The organism is Tyzzerella sp. An114 (assembly GCF_002161055.1).
Classification (GTDB): domain Bacteria; phylum Bacillota; class Clostridia; order Lachnospirales; family Anaerotignaceae; genus Fimicola; species Fimicola cottocaccae.
The window spans coordinates 219,415-236,651 of record NZ_NFLT01000004.1; the positions used below are offsets into that span (position 1 = coordinate 219,415).

Annotated in this window: 16 protein-coding genes, 1 riboswitch and 1 other annotated feature; of the genes, 8 read left to right on the forward strand and 8 right to left on the reverse strand. The window is 32.8% G+C overall.

Annotation, left to right across the window (positions count from 1 at the left end):
- Nucleotides 1-22: 22 nt before the first annotated feature.
- The 3 genes from pdxR (at nt 23) to B5E58_RS05615 (ending at nt 5,472) form a co-directional block, all read left to right on the forward strand.
- A complete protein-coding gene (pdxR, locus tag B5E58_RS05605) occupies nt 23-1,435 on the forward strand; it encodes a MocR-like pyridoxine biosynthesis transcription factor PdxR (RefSeq protein WP_088108703.1) in 1,413 nt (470 codons plus the stop codon).
- Between the two features lie 83 nt (nt 1,436-1,518).
- Nucleotides 1,519-1,757: a binding site (T-box leader), on the forward strand.
- 63 nt (nt 1,758-1,820) lie between these two features.
- Nucleotides 1,821-4,463: an alanine--tRNA ligase gene (alaS, locus tag B5E58_RS05610; RefSeq protein WP_088108704.1), complete on the forward strand. Its 2,643-nt coding sequence runs from the start codon at nt 1,821-1,823 to the stop codon at nt 4,461-4,463.
- 115 nt (nt 4,464-4,578) lie between these two features.
- The gene (locus B5E58_RS05615; protein WP_088108705.1) at nt 4,579-5,472 is read left to right on the forward strand and encodes a DMT family transporter; all 894 of its coding nucleotides are present in this window, start codon (nt 4,579-4,581) and stop codon (nt 5,470-5,472) included.
- A gap of 54 nt (nt 5,473-5,526) precedes the next feature.
- Here the strand turns inward: B5E58_RS05615 and B5E58_RS05620 are convergent, their stop codons facing one another.
- The 4 genes from B5E58_RS05620 to B5E58_RS05635 are packed head-to-tail and all read right to left on the reverse strand — an operon-like array spanning nt 5,527 to nt 9,029.
- The gene (locus B5E58_RS05620; RefSeq protein WP_088108706.1) at nt 5,527-6,282 is read right to left on the reverse strand and encodes a M23 family metallopeptidase; all 756 of its coding nucleotides are present in this window, start codon (nt 6,280-6,282) and stop codon (nt 5,527-5,529) included.
- A 53-nt stretch (nt 6,283-6,335) separates the two neighbouring features.
- A complete protein-coding gene (gene spoIID, locus B5E58_RS05625) occupies nt 6,336-7,295 on the reverse strand; it encodes a stage II sporulation protein D (RefSeq protein ID WP_088108707.1) in 960 nt (319 codons plus the stop codon).
- A 51-nt stretch (nt 7,296-7,346) separates the two neighbouring features.
- Nucleotides 7,347-8,132, reverse strand: a complete 786-nt coding sequence (locus tag B5E58_RS05630) for a hypothetical protein (RefSeq protein ID WP_088108708.1) — start codon at nt 8,130-8,132, stop codon at nt 7,347-7,349.
- A 24-nt stretch (nt 8,133-8,156) separates the two neighbouring features.
- Complete coding sequence (locus B5E58_RS05635; protein WP_088108709.1) at nt 8,157-9,029, reverse strand: radical SAM protein; 873 nt, start codon at nt 9,027-9,029, stop codon at nt 8,157-8,159.
- A gap of 201 nt (nt 9,030-9,230) precedes the next feature.
- Between B5E58_RS05635 and B5E58_RS05640 the strand changes: the two genes are divergently transcribed.
- Nucleotides 9,231-11,519, forward strand: coding sequence for a hydratase (locus B5E58_RS05640; RefSeq protein ID WP_088108710.1), 2,289 nt, complete (start codon nt 9,231-9,233; stop codon nt 11,517-11,519).
- A 44-nt stretch (nt 11,520-11,563) separates the two neighbouring features.
- Here B5E58_RS05640 and B5E58_RS05645 read toward each other — a convergent pair whose 3' ends face one another.
- Genes B5E58_RS05645 through B5E58_RS05660 form a run of 4 tightly spaced genes read right to left on the reverse strand, consistent with a single transcriptional unit; the run spans nt 11,564 to nt 13,461 of the window.
- Nucleotides 11,564-11,926: a DUF2085 domain-containing protein gene (locus B5E58_RS05645; protein ID WP_088108711.1), complete on the reverse strand. Its 363-nt coding sequence runs from the start codon at nt 11,924-11,926 to the stop codon at nt 11,564-11,566.
- A 9-nt stretch (nt 11,927-11,935) separates the two neighbouring features.
- Nucleotides 11,936-12,232: a zinc-ribbon domain-containing protein gene (locus B5E58_RS05650; RefSeq protein ID WP_088108712.1), complete on the reverse strand. Its 297-nt coding sequence runs from the start codon at nt 12,230-12,232 to the stop codon at nt 11,936-11,938.
- An 18-nt stretch (nt 12,233-12,250) separates the two neighbouring features.
- Nucleotides 12,251-12,694 (reverse strand): threonine/serine exporter family protein, encoded by a 444-nt coding sequence (locus B5E58_RS05655; protein WP_088108713.1) that lies wholly within the window; start codon nt 12,692-12,694, stop codon nt 12,251-12,253.
- Between the two features lie 11 nt (nt 12,695-12,705).
- Nucleotides 12,706-13,461: a threonine/serine ThrE exporter family protein gene (locus B5E58_RS05660; RefSeq protein WP_088108714.1), complete on the reverse strand. Its 756-nt coding sequence runs from the start codon at nt 13,459-13,461 to the stop codon at nt 12,706-12,708.
- Between the two features lie 149 nt (nt 13,462-13,610).
- A riboswitch (TPP riboswitch) is annotated at nt 13,611-13,716 on the forward strand.
- Between the two features lie 66 nt (nt 13,717-13,782).
- On the opposite strand from B5E58_RS05660, the gene tenA reads away from it, so the two are divergent.
- The 4 genes from tenA to B5E58_RS05680 are packed head-to-tail and all read left to right on the forward strand — an operon-like array spanning nt 13,783 to nt 16,979.
- Nucleotides 13,783-14,442: a thiaminase II gene (gene tenA, locus B5E58_RS05665; RefSeq protein ID WP_088108715.1), complete on the forward strand. Its 660-nt coding sequence runs from the start codon at nt 13,783-13,785 to the stop codon at nt 14,440-14,442.
- Nucleotides 14,443-14,446: 4 nt separating this feature from the next.
- Nucleotides 14,447-15,202, forward strand: coding sequence for an ABC transporter ATP-binding protein (locus B5E58_RS05670; RefSeq protein ID WP_088108716.1), 756 nt, complete (start codon nt 14,447-14,449; stop codon nt 15,200-15,202).
- The gene (locus B5E58_RS05675) at nt 15,199-15,942 is read left to right on the forward strand and encodes an ABC transporter permease (protein WP_088108717.1); all 744 of its coding nucleotides are present in this window, start codon (nt 15,199-15,201) and stop codon (nt 15,940-15,942) included. Before B5E58_RS05670 ends, B5E58_RS05675 begins: the two co-directional genes overlap by 4 nt.
- Nucleotides 15,943-15,944: 2 nt before the next feature.
- Nucleotides 15,945-16,979: an ABC transporter substrate-binding protein gene (locus B5E58_RS05680; protein WP_088108748.1), complete on the forward strand. Its 1,035-nt coding sequence runs from the start codon at nt 15,945-15,947 to the stop codon at nt 16,977-16,979.
- Nucleotides 16,980-17,237 lie beyond the last annotated feature (258 nt).

Below are 17,237 nucleotides of genomic sequence, written 5' to 3' on the forward strand. Positions count from 1 at the left end.
ATTAAGTAATAGAGGTGATTGCATGAATGATTTTTATTCAATTATAATAGACAGAAATTCTGAAAAACCTATGTATAAACAGTTGGGAGACGGTCTTAGAAAACTTATAGAGGAAGGTGTCATTCCTCCCGATACAAGACTTCCCGCCATAAGAAAAATGGCTGAAAAATTAAAAGTAAATACAGTAACTGTTGTTACAGCTTATAAATATCTTGAAAACTGTAAAACTGTGTATTCAATAACGGGAAGTGGTACTTATGTTTCACCTATACCTGTTAATGAAATTCCAAAACCTGTGGAAAAAATGAATATATCAAATAATAATTTTGAAAATATTAAAAATATTATTAATTTTACAAAATCTTCACTGCCAGAAGAACTTTTCCCTGTGGAAGACTTTAAAAAAATATTTAATGATTTACTTGAAAAGGAAAAAGGAGTAGCTTTCAGAGAGGAAGGTGGACAGGGATATGAACCTCTTAGGAAATCTCTTTCAAAATTTTGTGAAAATTTAGGAATAAGATGTGGAAAAGATAATATACAGATTGTTTCAGGAGCTCAACAGGGTATAGATATAGTTGCAAAGGCTATTATGAGATATGGAGATAGTGTTATTGTTGAAAAACCAGCTTTTTATGGTGCGGCAGCTTCTTTTATATCAAGAGGTGGAAATATTATTGAAATACCTATTGAAAAAGATGGAATGAATATTGATATTTTAGAAAATACTGTGAGAATGTATAAGCCTAAATTAATATATACTATGGCATATTTTCAAACACCTTCAGGGATTTCATATTCCACAGAGAAAAAAAGAAAACTTATTGAACTTGCAGAAAAATATGACCTTTATATAATAGAAGACGATAATATGTATGATTTTAATTATACTGATTTTAACATTGTTCCTTTGAAAGCTCTCGATTACAAAAATAGAGTTATATATATAAAAAGTTTTTCAAAAATACTTATGCCGGGAGTTAGAACTGGATTTATGGTAATTCCACCACGAATTATGGACTCTGTTATAAAGGCAAAATATACTTCTGATATATCTACATCAGGTTTTATACAAAAGGCATTGTCTGTTTATATTGATGAATATGATTGGAAAGGTCATATTGAAACTATAAGGAAATATGGTGAAATGAAATATAAAAAAGCTGTTTATGCTTGTAATAAATACCTTGATAAAAACAAATTTTATGTTTTAAAATCACAAGGTGGTATAAGTTTATGGATAGATATAAAAATAAATATTGATATTGATGTGATATGTAGTGAGCTTTTAAAAAATGGTGTGGCTGTATCTCCGGAAAGCCAGTTTATTAATAGTGGAAAGGGTAGTCATATAAGACTTTGTTTTGTAAATGTGTCAGATGATGACATTGAAAAGGGAATACATATAATAGGAAAGGTTATTGAAAAATTTTGAAATTGTTTTTACATTTTTCAATAATGTAAAAATATTGTTGACAAAATGAGGTTTGCTCTAATATAATCATAAACAGAATAAATATAAAGGTTATAAAAAGAAGGAGTATGCAAAAAAGCGTCCTAAAGAGAGAAAATCCTAGGCTGAAAGATTTTTGGAAAGGCATTTGCAGAAGCAGTCTTTTTGAGATTTATCTCAAACCGTTTCGCTAAAAACCTTTAGTGTAAGGCGAAAACGTACTTTCTGCGTTAAAGAAAAATTAAGCCGGTGTTTTTTAAAAACACAAATAGGGTGGTACCGCGGATAATGCTTCGTCCCTGATATTTTTTCAGGAACGGAGCTTTTTTATTTACTTGAAAAATAAAGAGAAAGGATTTTTTTAATTATGAGAGAAATGGGTTTAAATGAAATAAGAGAAAAATTCCTTGCATTCTTTGAGAGCAAGGACCATTTAAGACTTGAGAGTGCTTCTTTAGTACCTCACAATGACAACAGTCTTCTTCTTATCAATTCTGGTATGGCTCCTTTAAAACCATACTTTACAGGTCAGGAAGTTCCTCCAAGAAGAAGAGTTACAACTTGTCAGAAATGTATTCGTACAGGTGACATTGAGAATGTTGGTAAGACAGCTCGTCACGGTACATTCTTTGAAATGCTTGGAGACTTCTCTTTCGGAGACTACTTTAAAAAAGAAATCATTCCATGGAGCTGGGAGTTTGTAACAAAAGTTATGGAAATCCCTGAAGATAAACTCTATGTTACAGTTTATAAAGATGACGATGAAGCTGCTAAAATATGGCATGAAGTTGTTGGAGTTCCTAAAGATAGAATATTCTACATGGGTAAAGAAGATAACTTCTGGGAACATGGAACAGGCCCTTGTGGTCCATGTTCAGAAATTTACTACGACAGAGGGGAAGAATACGGCTGTGGCAAAGAAGGCTGTACAGTAGGTTGTGACTGTGACAGATATATGGAATTCTGGAACCTTGTATTCACACAGTTTAATGCTGAAGAAGACGGAACATATTCTGAACTTGAACAGAAAAATATTGATACTGGTATGGGACTTGAGCGTATGGCTACAATTATGCAGAATGTAGACTCAATATTTGACGTTGACACTGTAAAAGCTATCCGTGATAAAGTTTGTAAGATTGCAGGCGTTGAGTATGGAAAAGACCATAAAACAGACGTTAGCGTTCGTGTTATAACAGACCATATCCGTTCCGTAACATTTATGACTGCTGACGGTGTTCTTCCTTCAAATGAAGGTAGAGGATATGTTTTAAGAAGACTTTTAAGACGTGCTGCTCGTCATGGTAGACTTCTTGGAATAAACAGAATGTTTATGACAGATATATGTGAAGTTGTTATAGCTAATTCAGGGGAAGCGTATCCACAGCTTGTTGAAAAGAAAGATTATATCTATAAAATACTCAATGTTGAGGAAAGTGCTTTCTATAAAACAATAGATAAAGGTATGGAAATACTTAAAGATGACATTGAAGAAATGAAATCTAAAGGTGAAAAAGTTATGAGTGGTGAAAAATCATTCAGACTTTATGACACATACGGTTTCCCTATTGACCTTACAAAAGAAATTCTTGAGGAAGAAGGCTTTGAAATAGATGAAGAAGCCTTCAATCAGGAAATGAAAATACAGAAAGAAAGAGCAAGAGAGGCAAGAGGAAAGAGCACTTATATGGGTGCTGATGAAACAGTATATCACAAACTTGATGTTGATATGGTGACAGAGTTTGCTGGATATGATGTTAAAGAAGTTTCTGACGCAAAAATTATTGCTATAATTGCAAACAATGAAGTAAGTGATAGTGCTGTTGCTGGAGATGAAGTATCTGTATTTATCGACAGAACACCTTTCTATGCTGAAAGCGGTGGACAGGTTGGAGACCATGGTGTTATCACAACAGAAACAGGAACTGTTAAAGTTACAGACTGTATAAAAGTTGTAGGTGGAAAAATTGCTCATATAGGTAAAGTTGAAGACGGTAGTATTTCTGTTGGTGATACAGCTAAAGCTACAATTGACTATGCTAAGAGATTAGCTACATCAAGAAATCACTCTGCAACTCACCTTTTACAGAAAGCATTAAGAACTGTTTTAGGTACTCATGTTGAACAGGCAGGTTCTTATGTTGATGCTGAAAGACTTCGTTTTGACTTCACACATTTCTCAGCTATGACACCAGATGAGATTAAAGAAGTTGAAAGACTTGTAAATGAGAAAATATTTGAAAACCTTGATATTACAATAACACAGGAAAATATTGAAGATGCAAGAAAAATGGGTGCTATGGCACTTTTTGGTGAAAAATACGGAAATGTTGTTCGTGTTGTAAATATGGGTGGATATAGCGTTGAACTTTGTGGTGGTGCTCACCTTAAAAATACAGCACAGGTTGGAACATTTAAGATAATTTCTGAAAACGGTGTTGCTGCCGGTGTAAGAAGAATTGAAGCTTTAACAGGAACAGAAGCTCTTAAACATTTCCAGGTTCAGGAAGAACAGCTTAAAACTGTTTGCGGAATAGTTAAAGCTACACCAGATAATATGGTAAAACGTATTGAAACTCTTGTTGCTGAGCAGAAAGAGCTTTCAAAAGAGCTTGAAAAACTCAAAACAAAAATGGCAGGTGGTGCTGTTTCTGAAATTCTTAATGGAAAGAAAGAAATAAATGGAGTAAATGCTGTTCTTGCAAAAGTTAAAGAAGCTGATGGAAACGCTCTCCGTACAATGGGTGACCAGCTTAAAGAAAAACTTGGAAGCGGTGTAATTGTACTTGGAAGTGGTAAAGACGGAAAAGTAAGTCTTGTTGTTATGGCTACTGATGACGTTGTTAAAAAAGGTGTTCATGCCGGAAACATCATAAAAGCAGCAGCTGCTGTATGTGGCGGCGGCGGCGGTGGTCGTCCAAACATGGCTCAGGCTGGCGGTAAAGATGCTTCTAAGATTGGTGAAGCTCTTGTTAAAGCTGAGGAAGTAATAAAAGAACAGATTAAATAATTTGTTTCTATATAAAAAAGGTACACTTTTAAAGTGTACCTTTTTTTGTTGAATAATGTATTTATTTGATATATTATTAAAAACATACTTTATATTATTAGGGGGATTTTAATATATGGGCAACAATGGAAATAAGACTATAAAGGGTGTTATATGTACCATAAGTGGTGCTGTTTGTTGGGGTTTTTCTGGTGCTTGTGGACAGTTTCTTTTTCAGAATTACGGTTTAAATTCAAAATGGCTTACTGTTATGAGAATGGTTTTTTCAGGCATTATAATGTGTACTCTTATGATTATTAAAGAAAAAAAAGAGTTTTTTAATATATGGAAAAATAAAAGGGACTCTATACAACTTTTACTTTTTAGCATTATAGGTCTTATGTTATGTCAATACACATATCTTACAGCTATAAGCTATACAAATGCAGGTACAGCCACAGTATTACAGTATACAGGTCCTGTATTTATAATGATTTATGTATGTATTATGTCTTTGAGACTTCCCACAAAAAGAGAGATACTTGCAATAGTAATGGCTGTATCAGGTACTTTTATACTTGCTACCCATGGCAATATAAATTCTCTTGTAATATCTAAAGAAGGTCTTTTTTGGGGAATAGCTTCTGCTGTTACAATGTTTTTATATACTCTCTTACCTTCAAGAATAATACCTAAATATGGCACAATAAAAATAATAGGATATGGTATGCTTATAGGTGGTGTGTTTTTAGGTTTAATATCTAAAGTTTGGAGTATAGATGTATCTTTGGATTTTGTTGGTTTTATAATGGTTTCACTTATAACTGTTGTTGGAACAATAATAGCTTTTTCTCTTTATCTTCATGGTATAAGTCTTATAGGACCTGTAAAGGGAAGTATGATTGCCAGTGTTGAGCCTGTTTCTGCCGCACTTTTTTCTGTGTTATGGCTTAAAAGTAGTTTTATGTTTATAGATTTTATAGGTTTTGTTTTTATAATGACAACTGTTTTTATACTTTCAAAAAAATAATATAAAAAATCCCTTATTTTAATAGAATTTTTCCTATAAAATAAGGGACTTTTATTATTCTGCTAAAACAAGTTTAGGGTCAACGCTTTCTCCGTTTTGGGCAACACTAAAATCAATATGGTCTCCTAAAAGTACACTGTATGATGAAGGAGTAGCTACAACTCCTATTTTTTGTCCAGATGTTACAGTGTCACCTTCAGATACAGCCGTATCTTTTTCAAGCTGGCTGTATGTAGTTTGCCAGCCGTTTTTGTGGTCAATTACAACAGTTGTACCGTTTTCAATATCTGTGTATATTTTTGATACAGTTCCGTCAGCAGAAGCTGTCACATCGCTTCCCTTTGCCGCTCCTATGGATATACTATCATTTGTGCGATATTGTTCTAATGTTATATCAAATATTGCTTTGTCTATACTGTAATCCATTACTATTTCACCGGCAGCAGGATATTTGAAAAGAGGGTCTTCTGTGTTTACAACACTTGTTTCTGTGTAATCTTCTGACTCAAGAAAAACTTCTTTTTCAGGTTCTGTTACCTCAGTTTCTGTGGATTGATTTTCTGTTGAAACTTCATTGTTTTCAACAGTGTCTTCAATATCACCAACATTTTCAACGTTCTCAACATTGGTTGTGTAAAAAGGTGGTGTATTGTTTACAACTACCTCTTTATGAGGTTCATCCCTTACAATCTCACCTGTATTATTTTGATTTTCTGCATCTTTTTTAAAGCCTATTGTTGAAATTCCTGCTGCTGCAAGAACAACAAGGCAGAATGACACTATTCCTCCATATAATCTGCTTTTTTTCATTATAAACACCTCCGCTTATAGTATTGCCTTAAAGGGAGTGTATTTATACTATTTTAATTCATATTTTTAAAATCTATTCCGCTATAATAATGTTCAAGTATTTCTTTATATGTAGAGCCTTCCTCTGCCATGGCTTCTGCTCCATATTGGCTCATACCTGCACCATGACCATATCCCTTTGTTGTAAATATTATTGAGTTTCCTGTATCTTTCATTGTAAAGGAAGCTGAGCGAAGTCCTAAAACACCTCTTATGTCAAGTCCTGACATTGTCACATTTCCCGCTGTGGCTGATGTTATATATCCTGCAGAGCTTACTGAGTTTATTTTTATTTGAGATATTAAAGGTTCATCGGTGAAAACTATATCGGGATATTTTGATTTAAAAAGATTTTTAATATCATTATAGGATATTTCTTTTTCATATTCATATTGTGGAGCGTAAATATCCCCGCTACTTTCAACACTTTTAAGATAAGGCAAAGGATTTTGCCATATGTTTTCTGAGTTTTCTGTGTATCCTGCACTTGTAGAGTGAAAAACAGCTAAAATAGGCTCATCATTGTAAACCATTATTTCTCCAGCTGTGTCATTTACAGCCTTTTCTATTTTAGAATAATACTCATCAAAATTTTCTCCCCACTGTGATTTTAGTTCTTCCTTTGTTTTGTAAGCCTGTCCTATATCGGAAGGTTTTGGCATAACATCTGTGTTTTGTCCCATAGCTGTTATCTCTCTCAATGCATAAGTTCTTGCACATACAGCCTGTGCTTTTAATGCTTCTATGTCAAAAAGTGCTGGCATTTCTGCTCCAACAACACCTTTTATATATTCCTCAAAGGGAGTTTCTTCTGCTGTTTCTGTTTCAGGGTTGTACACTTCAATTTTTATTGGATTTTCATTTTTAGAATTTTTTGTTGAACTGTCTTTTGAAAAGTGCATAACCGTAAAAAAAGGTATAATAAAAACTGTTATAATTGTATTTATAACCATAATTATAATAATTTTACGCATTAAAAAAGCCTCCCCTATATTTTTTATAAATATATGAGAGACATTTTTATTTTAGTACAGTATGAAAAAGTATATTCCTGCAACAACTGTCATTATAAAGAATAATAATGAAAATCTTGCTATTTTTCTGTCACGTCGTCTGGCTTTTCTCTCAAGATTAGGACAGGGATTTTCAAAGACATATATTCCACCAAGTATGCCTTTTTTTATTTTAAGCTCAAGAGTTTTTTCTTTTCTGAGTATAAAAAACATACGCTTTGAAATTTCAAAGGGGTGTTGTCTTCCGTTGTGAATACCCTCAATATAATATCTTGAAAAAAGTGTACCATAAAATATATTTGAGCTGTAAGACTTGCAACATATAATAATAAGGTCGCTTTTTTTGCCGAATGTTTTGTCTATAAAGTTATAGATTGGGAACGTAAAAATTATTGAAACTAAAGCCCAAAGGGACGTGTCAGCAAAATGTTTCAAAGATGCAGATTTTATGAAACTAAACGAAGGTATAAACTTTGATGATGATGCTTCATAAAATACATAGTATGTAAGGGCAAAAACAATCATATATAGAAATATGAATGTTATATAGTGAAATTTTCTGTCTTTAGTATTCCACATTTTTATGCCCCAAAGACTTTTTATTGATATAAATATCATAAAATAACATATCAAAACTAAAAGTCCGTTTATTTCCATACCTTCTTCATAGTTAAAAACCATACCAAATATGGGGATTGTCCATAATATAGGCACAATCCAAAGACTTCTCTTGTTTACTATAAAACAATCTATTATAAAGTAAACTGTTAGAAGTGTTAATAAACCTAAATAATTCATTACCCCACCTCTAGGGAATTTGTATTACAATGCTCTGAAATAATCAGATTTGAATGTGTTTCTCTTTTCAGCTTCTGTAATCTGAGCAAGAAGACTTTCTTTGTCACGATTGAATGTGCCACCTAAAGGTATATAGTTTGAAGCATGGTTTGCTCTGAAAACAGTTCCCTCAGAGTCTACATTACTTACAAAAAGTTTCATTTCTTCTAAAACTTCCTGTGGTTTTAAAAGTTCGATTTCACCATTTTTGAGCTGGTCGTACATAGGTGTTCCTTCCTCAACAAGAAGTGTCAAAAATCCTACATATTCAGGTTTTATTTCTGTTATTACCTTAGCACTGTTTATTGCGTGTTCTTTGAGATATTTTCTTCCGCCAAGACCTGATATTAAAGTAACTGAAAGTATCATTCCAGCATCTTTTATTTTCTTTCCAGCTTCTATCATTTCAGCCTGTGTTGCACCTTTTTTAACAAATTTTAAAACTTCATCATCACCAGACTCTATTCCCATGTAAACCATATCAAGACCGGCTTCTTTTAAAGTTTTAAGTTCTTCAGGAGTTTTTCCTAAAATGTCTTTTGGTGCACCATACATTGAAATTCTCTCACATTCTGGGAAAAGCTCTTTTACTTTTCCTAAAATATAGAGAAGGTCTGCTGTTTTAACAATAAGAGCGTCACCGTCTGCTAAAAATACTCTTTTTACTTTTATTCTGCTGTAATATTCTCTTGCCATTTGAAGGTCTTCAACAACATCTTCAAGAGGACGTATTCTGAAATTTTTATCTTTATACATAGCACAGAATGTACAAGTATTTCTTGCACAACCTATTGTAAGCTGTATTATAAGGCTTCCCGCTTCACTTGGCGGTCTGTAAACTGTTCCTTCGTATCTCATTATATATCTACCTTCCTTAATTTTATTTTTTACTAAAATATTATATAATCAAAATACGGTTTTTATCAATAAAATATTGATAATATAATAATTTTGTAAAATTATCCTTAGAAATACAAAAGTCCACAGGGTATTTACAAATCTATCCTGCGACTATATAATAAAAAATCATGAATATATAACAAATGAGGAGGTAAATAAATGGTTCAGTTATATAAAAATGGTGTGTATCTTGTAAATGGAACAGATATTGTTGAAGATGATGGATATGCTTTAGAAAAGTTAAAATCACTTATTGGTGAAAATGTACCTTCAAAGGATGAGGCATCAAAAAATACAATGGCTTATGGTATTTTAGAAAATCACAATACTTCCGGCAATATGGATAAACTTAAAATTAAATTTGATAGAATGGCTTCCCATGACATCACATATGTAGGTATTATCCAGACAGCTAGAGCAAGTGGACTTGAAAAATTCCCTATGCCTTATGTACTTACAAACTGCCACAACTCACTTTGTGCTGTTGGTGGAACAATAAATGAAGACGACCACCTTTTTGGTCTTTCTTGTGCTAAAAAATATGGTGGTATATATGTTCCAGCACATCAGGCTGTTATTCATCAGTACATGAGAGAAATGATGAGTGGCGTTGGTAAAATGATACTTGGTAGTGATAGCCATACTCGTTATGGTGCTTTAGGTACAATGGCAGTTGGTGAAGGTGGACCTGAACTTGTAAAACAGCTTTTAAATAAAACTTATGATATAGACAGACCACAGGTTGTAGGTGTATACCTTACAGGAAAACCAGTTCCAGGAGTAGGACCTCAGGACGTTGCTCTTGCTATTATTGGAGCTGTTTTTGAAAATGGTTATGTTAAAAATAAAGTTATGGAGTTTGTTGGTGATGGTATCGCAAACTTAAGCGTTGATTATAGAAATGGTATTGACGTTATGACAACAGAGACAACTTGTCTTTCTTCTGTATGGGTTACAGATGAAAAGGTTAAAGGTTGGTATATGACTCATGGTAGACCTGAAGAATATAAAGAACAGAAACCAGGTGTTTGTACATACTATGACGGATTTATATATGTAGACCTTTCAAAGGTTAAACCTATGATTGCTATGCCTTTCCACCCAAGCAATGTTTATACAATAGAAGACCTTAACGCAAATCTTATGGACATTCTTGACGAGTGTGAAAAGAGAGGAGCAGAACAGCTTGACAGTAGCAAAGTAACATTCAAACTTAAAGATAAAGTTAGAGATGGTCATCTCTATGTTGAACAGGGTGTTATTGCTGGTTGTGCTGGTGGTACATATGAAAATATATGTGATGCAAGAGATATATTAAAAGGTCACTCAATAGGTGATGATGAGTTTGCTCTCAGTGTATATCCTTCTAGCCAGCCTGTATTTGTAAGTCTTGTTGAAAATGGCTCTATTGCTGATATTATGGTTTCTGGTGCAACTGTTCGTTCTGCATTCTGTGGTCCTTGCTTTGGTGCGGGAGATGTTCCAGCAAATAACTGCTTAAGTATCAGACACTCAACAAGAAACTTCCCTAACAGAGAAGGTTCTAAGATTACAAATAATCAGATTGCTTCTGTTGCTCTTATGGACGCTCGTTCAATAGCTGCAACTGCTGTAAATAAAGGTAAACTTACACCTGCAACTGACCTTGATATTGAATATACAAAACCTGAATATCATTTCAATGGTGATGTTTACAAAAACAGATGCTATAATGGTTTTGGAAAACCTGAACCTTCTGTTGATATTAAATTTGGTCCTAATATTACAGATTGGCCTGCTATGAGTGAGCTTACAGATGATATTGTATTAAAAGTTGTATCTGTAATTACAGACCCTGTAACAACAACAGACGAGCTTATTCCTTCAGGTGAGACATCTTCATACCGTTCAAATCCTTTAGGACTTGCAGAGTTTACACTCTCAAGAAAAGACCCTGCTTATGTTGGTCGTGCTAAAGAGGTTCAAAAAGCTGAAAAAGCGAGAGAAAAAGGTGAAAATCCTGCTGAGGCTTACGGTGAAATAAAAGATGTTTTTGCTAAGATAAATGAAAAATTCCCAAGTGCTGATATGAACAAAACAGGTATCGGAAGTACAATATACGCTGTAAAACCTGGTGACGGTTCTGCTAGAGAACAGGCTGCAAGCTGTCAGAAAGTTTTAGGTGGTTGGGCTAATATTGCTGGTGAGTATGCTACAAAGAGATATCGTTCAAATCTTATTAACTGGGGTATGCTTCCATTTATACTTGATGGCGAAATTCCATTTGAGAATGGTGATTATATATTTGTTCCAGATGTTAAAAAACTTGTTTCTGAAAAAGCAACAGAGTTTAAAGCATATATTGTTGGAAAAGATATGAAAGAATTTACTCTTAAAATGGGTGATTTAACAGATGATGAAAGAAAGATAATACTTTCAGGCTGTCTTATCAATTTTTATAGAGGATAAATAATAAAAATAAAACGGTATTTCTTAGAAATACCGTTTTTTATTTATATTAGATTTTTACCTATATTATATCCATATTTAGCTACAATTATATTAGATTTTATAAATAATGATATTAAGCCATATCCAAACATAAAACCTGTTATAAAACGAAGTATATTATTACTTTCATATTTTGTTAACGACTGTAAAAAACCGTCTATAATCATAGGAACCATTATTAAAATACAAAAATTTAATGGTGGAATGTATATGTAAAATAAAAATGCTGACAATATCATTCCAACTAATTCTCCAGTGCATCTTGCACATATTGGAAATTGTTTTCCTTTGTGAAAAAATGAGCGGTCTGCTCTCTTATGACAGCCAAATATTATAGGCAACCATTTGTATATCTTATCTCTCATTTTATTATTTTAATATCCTGAAATACCTATACCTATTGATAATACAAATACAAAAACATACCATATTACACCAATTATTACAGAAACAAGAGCACCTATTCCGGCAGCTTTTGCAGTTTTAGGTTTTGTGTCTTTCCATACAAGGAAAAGAATAAGTCCAGCGATAGGCACACAACAACCTAAAAGTCCCCATAAAAATCCACCATTGTCATTTGTTTCAGATACATTATTATTTTGTGTTGCCCCACATTTTGGACACACATTTGTGTTATCATCAATCATTGAACCGCAATTTTTACAATACATAGAGTATTCCTCCTTAATTTAGTTTTTCCTTATGAAATTAAAACAAGCATAAGGTAATGAAAGTATTATCATAACACCAAGAGCTATTACTCCTGCAAGTTTTGCAGTGAGAACTCCCTGTGTATATGAATATACCATATCTCCATCAAGTATTCCATACATTGTGTTATAAATCTGTGAGCCGGGTACAAGAGGAAGTATTCCCGGTATAAGATATATTGTTGATGGAGCTTGTCGTATATGGGATAAAAATCTACAACTTGCTGTTAAAGCTAAAGCTCCAAAAAATGAACCTGTTACAGGGTCACCGTTAAATCCATGAACAACTATACAATATATAAACCAACCTAAAGCACCAGTAAAACCACAAAAAACAAGTTCTCTTTTTGGTGTGTTAAATGTTATTGAAAAAAAGAAACAAGCTGCAAAAGCCACAGCAGATTGATATAATATCTTTGACATAATAAACCTCCTTACATTCCAGCCCAAAGTTTAAGAATTATTCCCACTCCTCCTGCTGCTGCAACAGCAACAAGTGTTGCTTCAGCCACACGAGACACTCCAGAAATAAAGTCTCCGTTTAATACATCACGAAGGGCTGTTGTTATTGTAACCCCCGGAACAAGAGGCATAAGACAGCCTATTATAACTTTGTCATATTCCGAACATATATTATAAGTATAAAAAATAAGTGCAACTATTGTTAAAACTGCTCCACATAAAAATCTTGATATAAAATAAGATATATTTTTCGTGGATAAAAAAAGCATTGTAATTCCAAGAACAATACCTGTTAACATTGAGGTGAAACCGTCTTTTGAATTACCTTCAAACATTAATGTGAAAAAAAGGCAAGTCATACATATTCCTAATACAAACATAAAATTTGTAACAGAAGGTATTTTTTTAATTCTTTCCATGTCTTGCATAGCTTCTCCCAATGTAAATTCCCCCGAAACAAATTTACGACTTAAAGTATTTACTCTGTCAAGACGTGTAAGGTCTGTATTACCTTGTTCTAGACGTTTTACTTTAGTAAGTTTTCCCTTTTTACCGTTCATACTGGCAAAAATTCCCGTAGGGAACACTACCGCTTCCGGTTCTGAGTCTGAACCGGCTGTTGACATTATTCTTGTCATAGTATCTTCAACTCGGTGTATTTCTCCACCACTTTTAAGCATTATTTCTCCGGCATCTACTGCCAAATCTATGAGTTTTTCCTCGTCCAAATTAATTTCTCCTTTACCCAAATTATATTTACAAATAAAGAATAGTTTTAAAATATATATTTGTCAAAGGTTTTTTATGTAAAAAAATGTATGTTTTAGGTAGACATTTGAGTTTTTATATATTATAATCAACTACATAAAATAATATTATTTTTAGCTGGGGGTGCCTCCGTTTTCGGGAGCTGAGAGGATTTTTTCCAACCCTTTGAACTTGATGTGGTTAGTACCAACGCAGGGAAGCAATTGCTTTAAGTATTAGGACTTTTTCTGCGGGAAAAGTCTTTTTTTATTTCTATTTTTTTGAAAGGGTGATAAATTAATATGAAACTTTCACAGAGACTTTATGAAAGTACAAAAGAAATATGGAAAAGCTACCATGAACACCCCTTTGTAAAGGGCATTGGTGATGGAACTCTTGATATTGATAAGTTTAGATTTTTTATGATACAAGATTATATATATCTTCTTGATTATGCAAAGGTTTTTGCATTAGGAGTTGTAAAAGCTAGAGATGAAGAACTTATGAGAAAGTTTGCATCTCTTGTAAATGGTGTTTTAAACAGTGAAATGCATGTTCATAAAACATATATGGAGAGACTTGGTATTACAAAAGAAGAAGTTAAAAATGCAAAGCCTTCAATAGTAAATACATCATATACAAAATATATGCTTCAAGTAGGTCATGACATGGGAGTTTTAGAGCTTCTTGTATCAATACTTTCTTGTTCTTGGAGTTATAAGGAGATTGGTGATAAATTGGCAGAAAATCCTGAGTCTCTTAATCATGAATTTTACGGTGAATGGGTTAAAGGTTATTCATCAGAAAGTTATGCTTTTGATAACAATGAAATAATAGAGCTTGTTGATAAACTTGGAGAAAATTGCACAGAAGAACAGTTTGAAGTTTTAAGAGATATATTTGTAAATTGTAGTAGATATGAGTATATGTTCTGGGATATGTCATATAAAAAGGAGATGTAAACTTTTGCTTGAATTTAAAGATGTAACATTTAAGTATGCAGAAGATGATTTTTATATGATGAAAGACTTAAATTTTTCTGTGAAAAAAGGTGAGTTTGTATCTCTTATAGGTCAAAGTGGTTGTGGTAAAAGTACAATTTTAAGACTTATAAATGGTCTTGAAAAACCTGAAAAGGGTGAAATATTAATTGACGGTAAAAATATAAATACATTAAAAGATTACTGTGCTTTTATGCCCCAAAAAGATTTACTTTTTCCTTGGAGAACAATAGAAAAAAACCTCTGTATACCAATGGAAATAAAAGGTGTTCCCAAAAAAGATATGCATAAAAAATGTGTTAATGTTCTTGAAGAAGTAGGGCTTTTGGATTATATAGATAAATATCCTAAAGACCTTTCGGGAGGAATGAAACAGCGTGTATCCTTTGCAAGAACTATACTTGCTGGAAGTGATATTATGCTTTTAGATGAGCCTTTTTCAGCCCTTGACTCTCTTACAAGAATGGATATGCAAGAATGGCTTTTAAAACAGTGGAAACATTTTGGAAAAACTATTATATTTATAACTCATGATGTGGAGGAAGCTGTGTTTCTCTCTGATGCTGTATACATAATACAGGATAGACCTTTTAAAGATATGGAAAGAGTTGAAATACCAGAGCAATATCCAAAAAGCAGAGAATTTTTAAAAAGACCAGATATAGTTGCTCTTAGAGAGGAACTTATAAAGAAACTTAGAAACAGGAGGGAAGAACAATGAAAAAGAGTATTCCTTCCATAATACTTACAGTTATACTTTTTGCTATATGGCAAGTTATTGCTATGAGAATGAATGCATCCTATATATTGCCTTCGCCTATTGAGATTGTCAAAAAAATATGGGAGCTTAGAGATGTTCTTTTTACAGTTCATCTTCCTGCCACTATGGGTGTAACATCATTGGGACTTGTTATATCAATAGTTTTAGGTCTTTTTTTGGCGATAATTATGGATTTAAACGAAAAAATAGAGAGTGCTTTATATCCTGTTATAATAGCCTCTCAGACAATACCTACAACAGCTATAGCTCCTCTTTTTGTATTATGGTTTGGCTATGGAATATGGAGTAAAGTTCTTGTCACAATACTTATAACATTTTTCCCTATAACAATAACAGTATATGACGGCTTTAAATCTACAAAAAGAGAAATGGAAGAACTTTTAACAACTTATGGAGCTACAAAAAAGGATATTTTTATAAAACTTAAATTGCCTTCAGCTTTGCCATATTTCTTTTCAGCAATAAAAATGGCTGTGCCTTTAAGTATAATAGGTGCGGCTATTGCAGAATGGCTTGGAGCTCAAAGTGGTTTGGGATATTTCAGTAAAAGAATGATGACACAGCTTGACGGTGCCGGAGTTTTTGCTCCTGTTGTAGTTTTAAGTGTTGTTGCTATGGTTCTTGTTGGTATTATTGGTATTATTGAAAATGCACTTATTAAATGGAGAAAGGAAATTTGATTATGAAAAAAAGAATGGTTGCTTTGTTTATGGCAGTTGTGACAGCTTTTTCATTTGCTGGATGTGGAAACAGTGATACAAATTCAACTGCACAAAATAGTGAAAATACATCATCTGAAAAGGGTGATTTGGAAGAATTTAGTGTTGTTCTTGATTGGTATCCTAATGCAGTTCATGGATTTATATATAATGCCATAGAAAAGGGATATTATGCAGAGGAGGGACTTGATGTAAAAGTGTATTTCCCTTCAAATGTAAATGATGCTATATCTCTTTCAGCAGCAGGTAAAGTTGACCTTGGAATATACTATCCTAATGATGTTATAAGAGCTATTGTAAATGAGGATATACCTGTTAAAGCTGTTGGAACAATAGTGCAATCTCCTTTAAATATTGTTGCTGCTTTAAAAAGTAAAAACATAACAACTCCAAAAGACCTTGAGGGAAAAACAATAGGTTATAGTGGTACAGAGTTTAACGAAGCCCTTATAAAAACAATGCTTGAGAGTGTTGGTGGAAGTATGGACAATGTGACACTTATAGATGTTGGTTTTGACCTTATGACATCTATGACAACAGAGAGAGTTGATGCAACAATAGGTTGTCTTGTAAACCATGAGATACCAGCTCTTGAGGAGGAAGGTTTTGAAATGAGCTATTTCTTCCCTACTGATTATGGTGTTCCAGATTATGGCGAGCTTGTTTTTGTTGCAGGAGATAAACTTATAAATGAAAATCCTGAAAAAATAGAAAAATTCCTTCGTGCTTCAAAAAAAGGTTTTGAGGACATGAAAAATGACCCAGAAGGCACTCTTAAAACACTTCTTGAAAATCAGAATGAAGAAAACTTCCCATTAAGTGAGGGTGTTGAAAAGAGAAGTATAGATGTTCTTTTACCACTTATGGAAACTGAAACTGCTCCTTTCCTTTCACAGAATAAAGAAGTTTGGCAAAATGATATTGATTGGCTTAGAGCTGAAGGTCTTATAAATGAAGATACAACAGTTGAAGATTGTGTTGTTGATATACTTAAATAAATAGAAAATAAAAACACCTGATAAATATATCAGGTGTTTTTTGTTGTTTAATTTTTAATTAATTTCATTATTATATAATAAAAGTCATATAGTCACAAAATGTTTATTTATATATATTTATATGTGATATAATTAATTTAATAATCGAAAAATGTCATTTTTTAAACTTTTATGAACAAAGTCTTGTTTTGGACATTAACGTAAAATTTATATATCATATGGTAAAAGGACAGCGTTGCACTGATAAAAATATAGTAA

Excerpts from the sequence above, each read along its gene's own strand:
- pdxR (WP_088108703.1), top strand. The coding sequence starts at position 23 with ATGAATGATTTTTATTCAATTATAATAGACAGAAATTCTGAAAAACCT.
- alaS (WP_088108704.1), top strand. The coding sequence starts at position 1,821 with ATGAGAGAAATGGGTTTAAATGAAATAAGAGAAAAATTCCTTGCATTC.
- B5E58_RS05615 (WP_088108705.1), top strand. The coding sequence starts at position 4,579 with ATGGGCAACAATGGAAATAAGACTATAAAGGGTGTTATATGTACCATA.
- B5E58_RS05620 (WP_088108706.1), bottom strand. The coding sequence starts at position 6,282 with ATGAAAAAAAGCAGATTATATGGAGGAATAGTGTCATTCTGCCTTGTT.
- spoIID (WP_088108707.1), bottom strand. The coding sequence starts at position 7,295 with ATGCGTAAAATTATTATAATTATGGTTATAAATACAATTATAACAGTT.
- B5E58_RS05630 (WP_088108708.1), bottom strand. The coding sequence starts at position 8,132 with ATGAATTATTTAGGTTTATTAACACTTCTAACAGTTTACTTTATAATA.
- B5E58_RS05635 (WP_088108709.1), bottom strand. The coding sequence starts at position 9,029 with ATGAGATACGAAGGAACAGTTTACAGACCGCCAAGTGAAGCGGGAAGC.
- B5E58_RS05640 (WP_088108710.1), top strand. The coding sequence starts at position 9,231 with ATGGTTCAGTTATATAAAAATGGTGTGTATCTTGTAAATGGAACAGAT.
- B5E58_RS05645 (WP_088108711.1), bottom strand. The coding sequence starts at position 11,926 with ATGAGAGATAAGATATACAAATGGTTGCCTATAATATTTGGCTGTCAT.
- B5E58_RS05650 (WP_088108712.1), bottom strand. The coding sequence starts at position 12,232 with ATGTATTGTAAAAATTGCGGTTCAATGATTGATGATAACACAAATGTG.
- B5E58_RS05655 (WP_088108713.1), bottom strand. The coding sequence starts at position 12,694 with ATGTCAAAGATATTATATCAATCTGCTGTGGCTTTTGCAGCTTGTTTC.
- tenA (WP_088108715.1), top strand. The coding sequence starts at position 13,783 with ATGAAACTTTCACAGAGACTTTATGAAAGTACAAAAGAAATATGGAAA.
- B5E58_RS05675 (WP_088108717.1), top strand. The coding sequence starts at position 15,199 with ATGAAAAAGAGTATTCCTTCCATAATACTTACAGTTATACTTTTTGCT.
- B5E58_RS05680 (WP_088108748.1), top strand. The coding sequence starts at position 15,945 with ATGAAAAAAAGAATGGTTGCTTTGTTTATGGCAGTTGTGACAGCTTTT.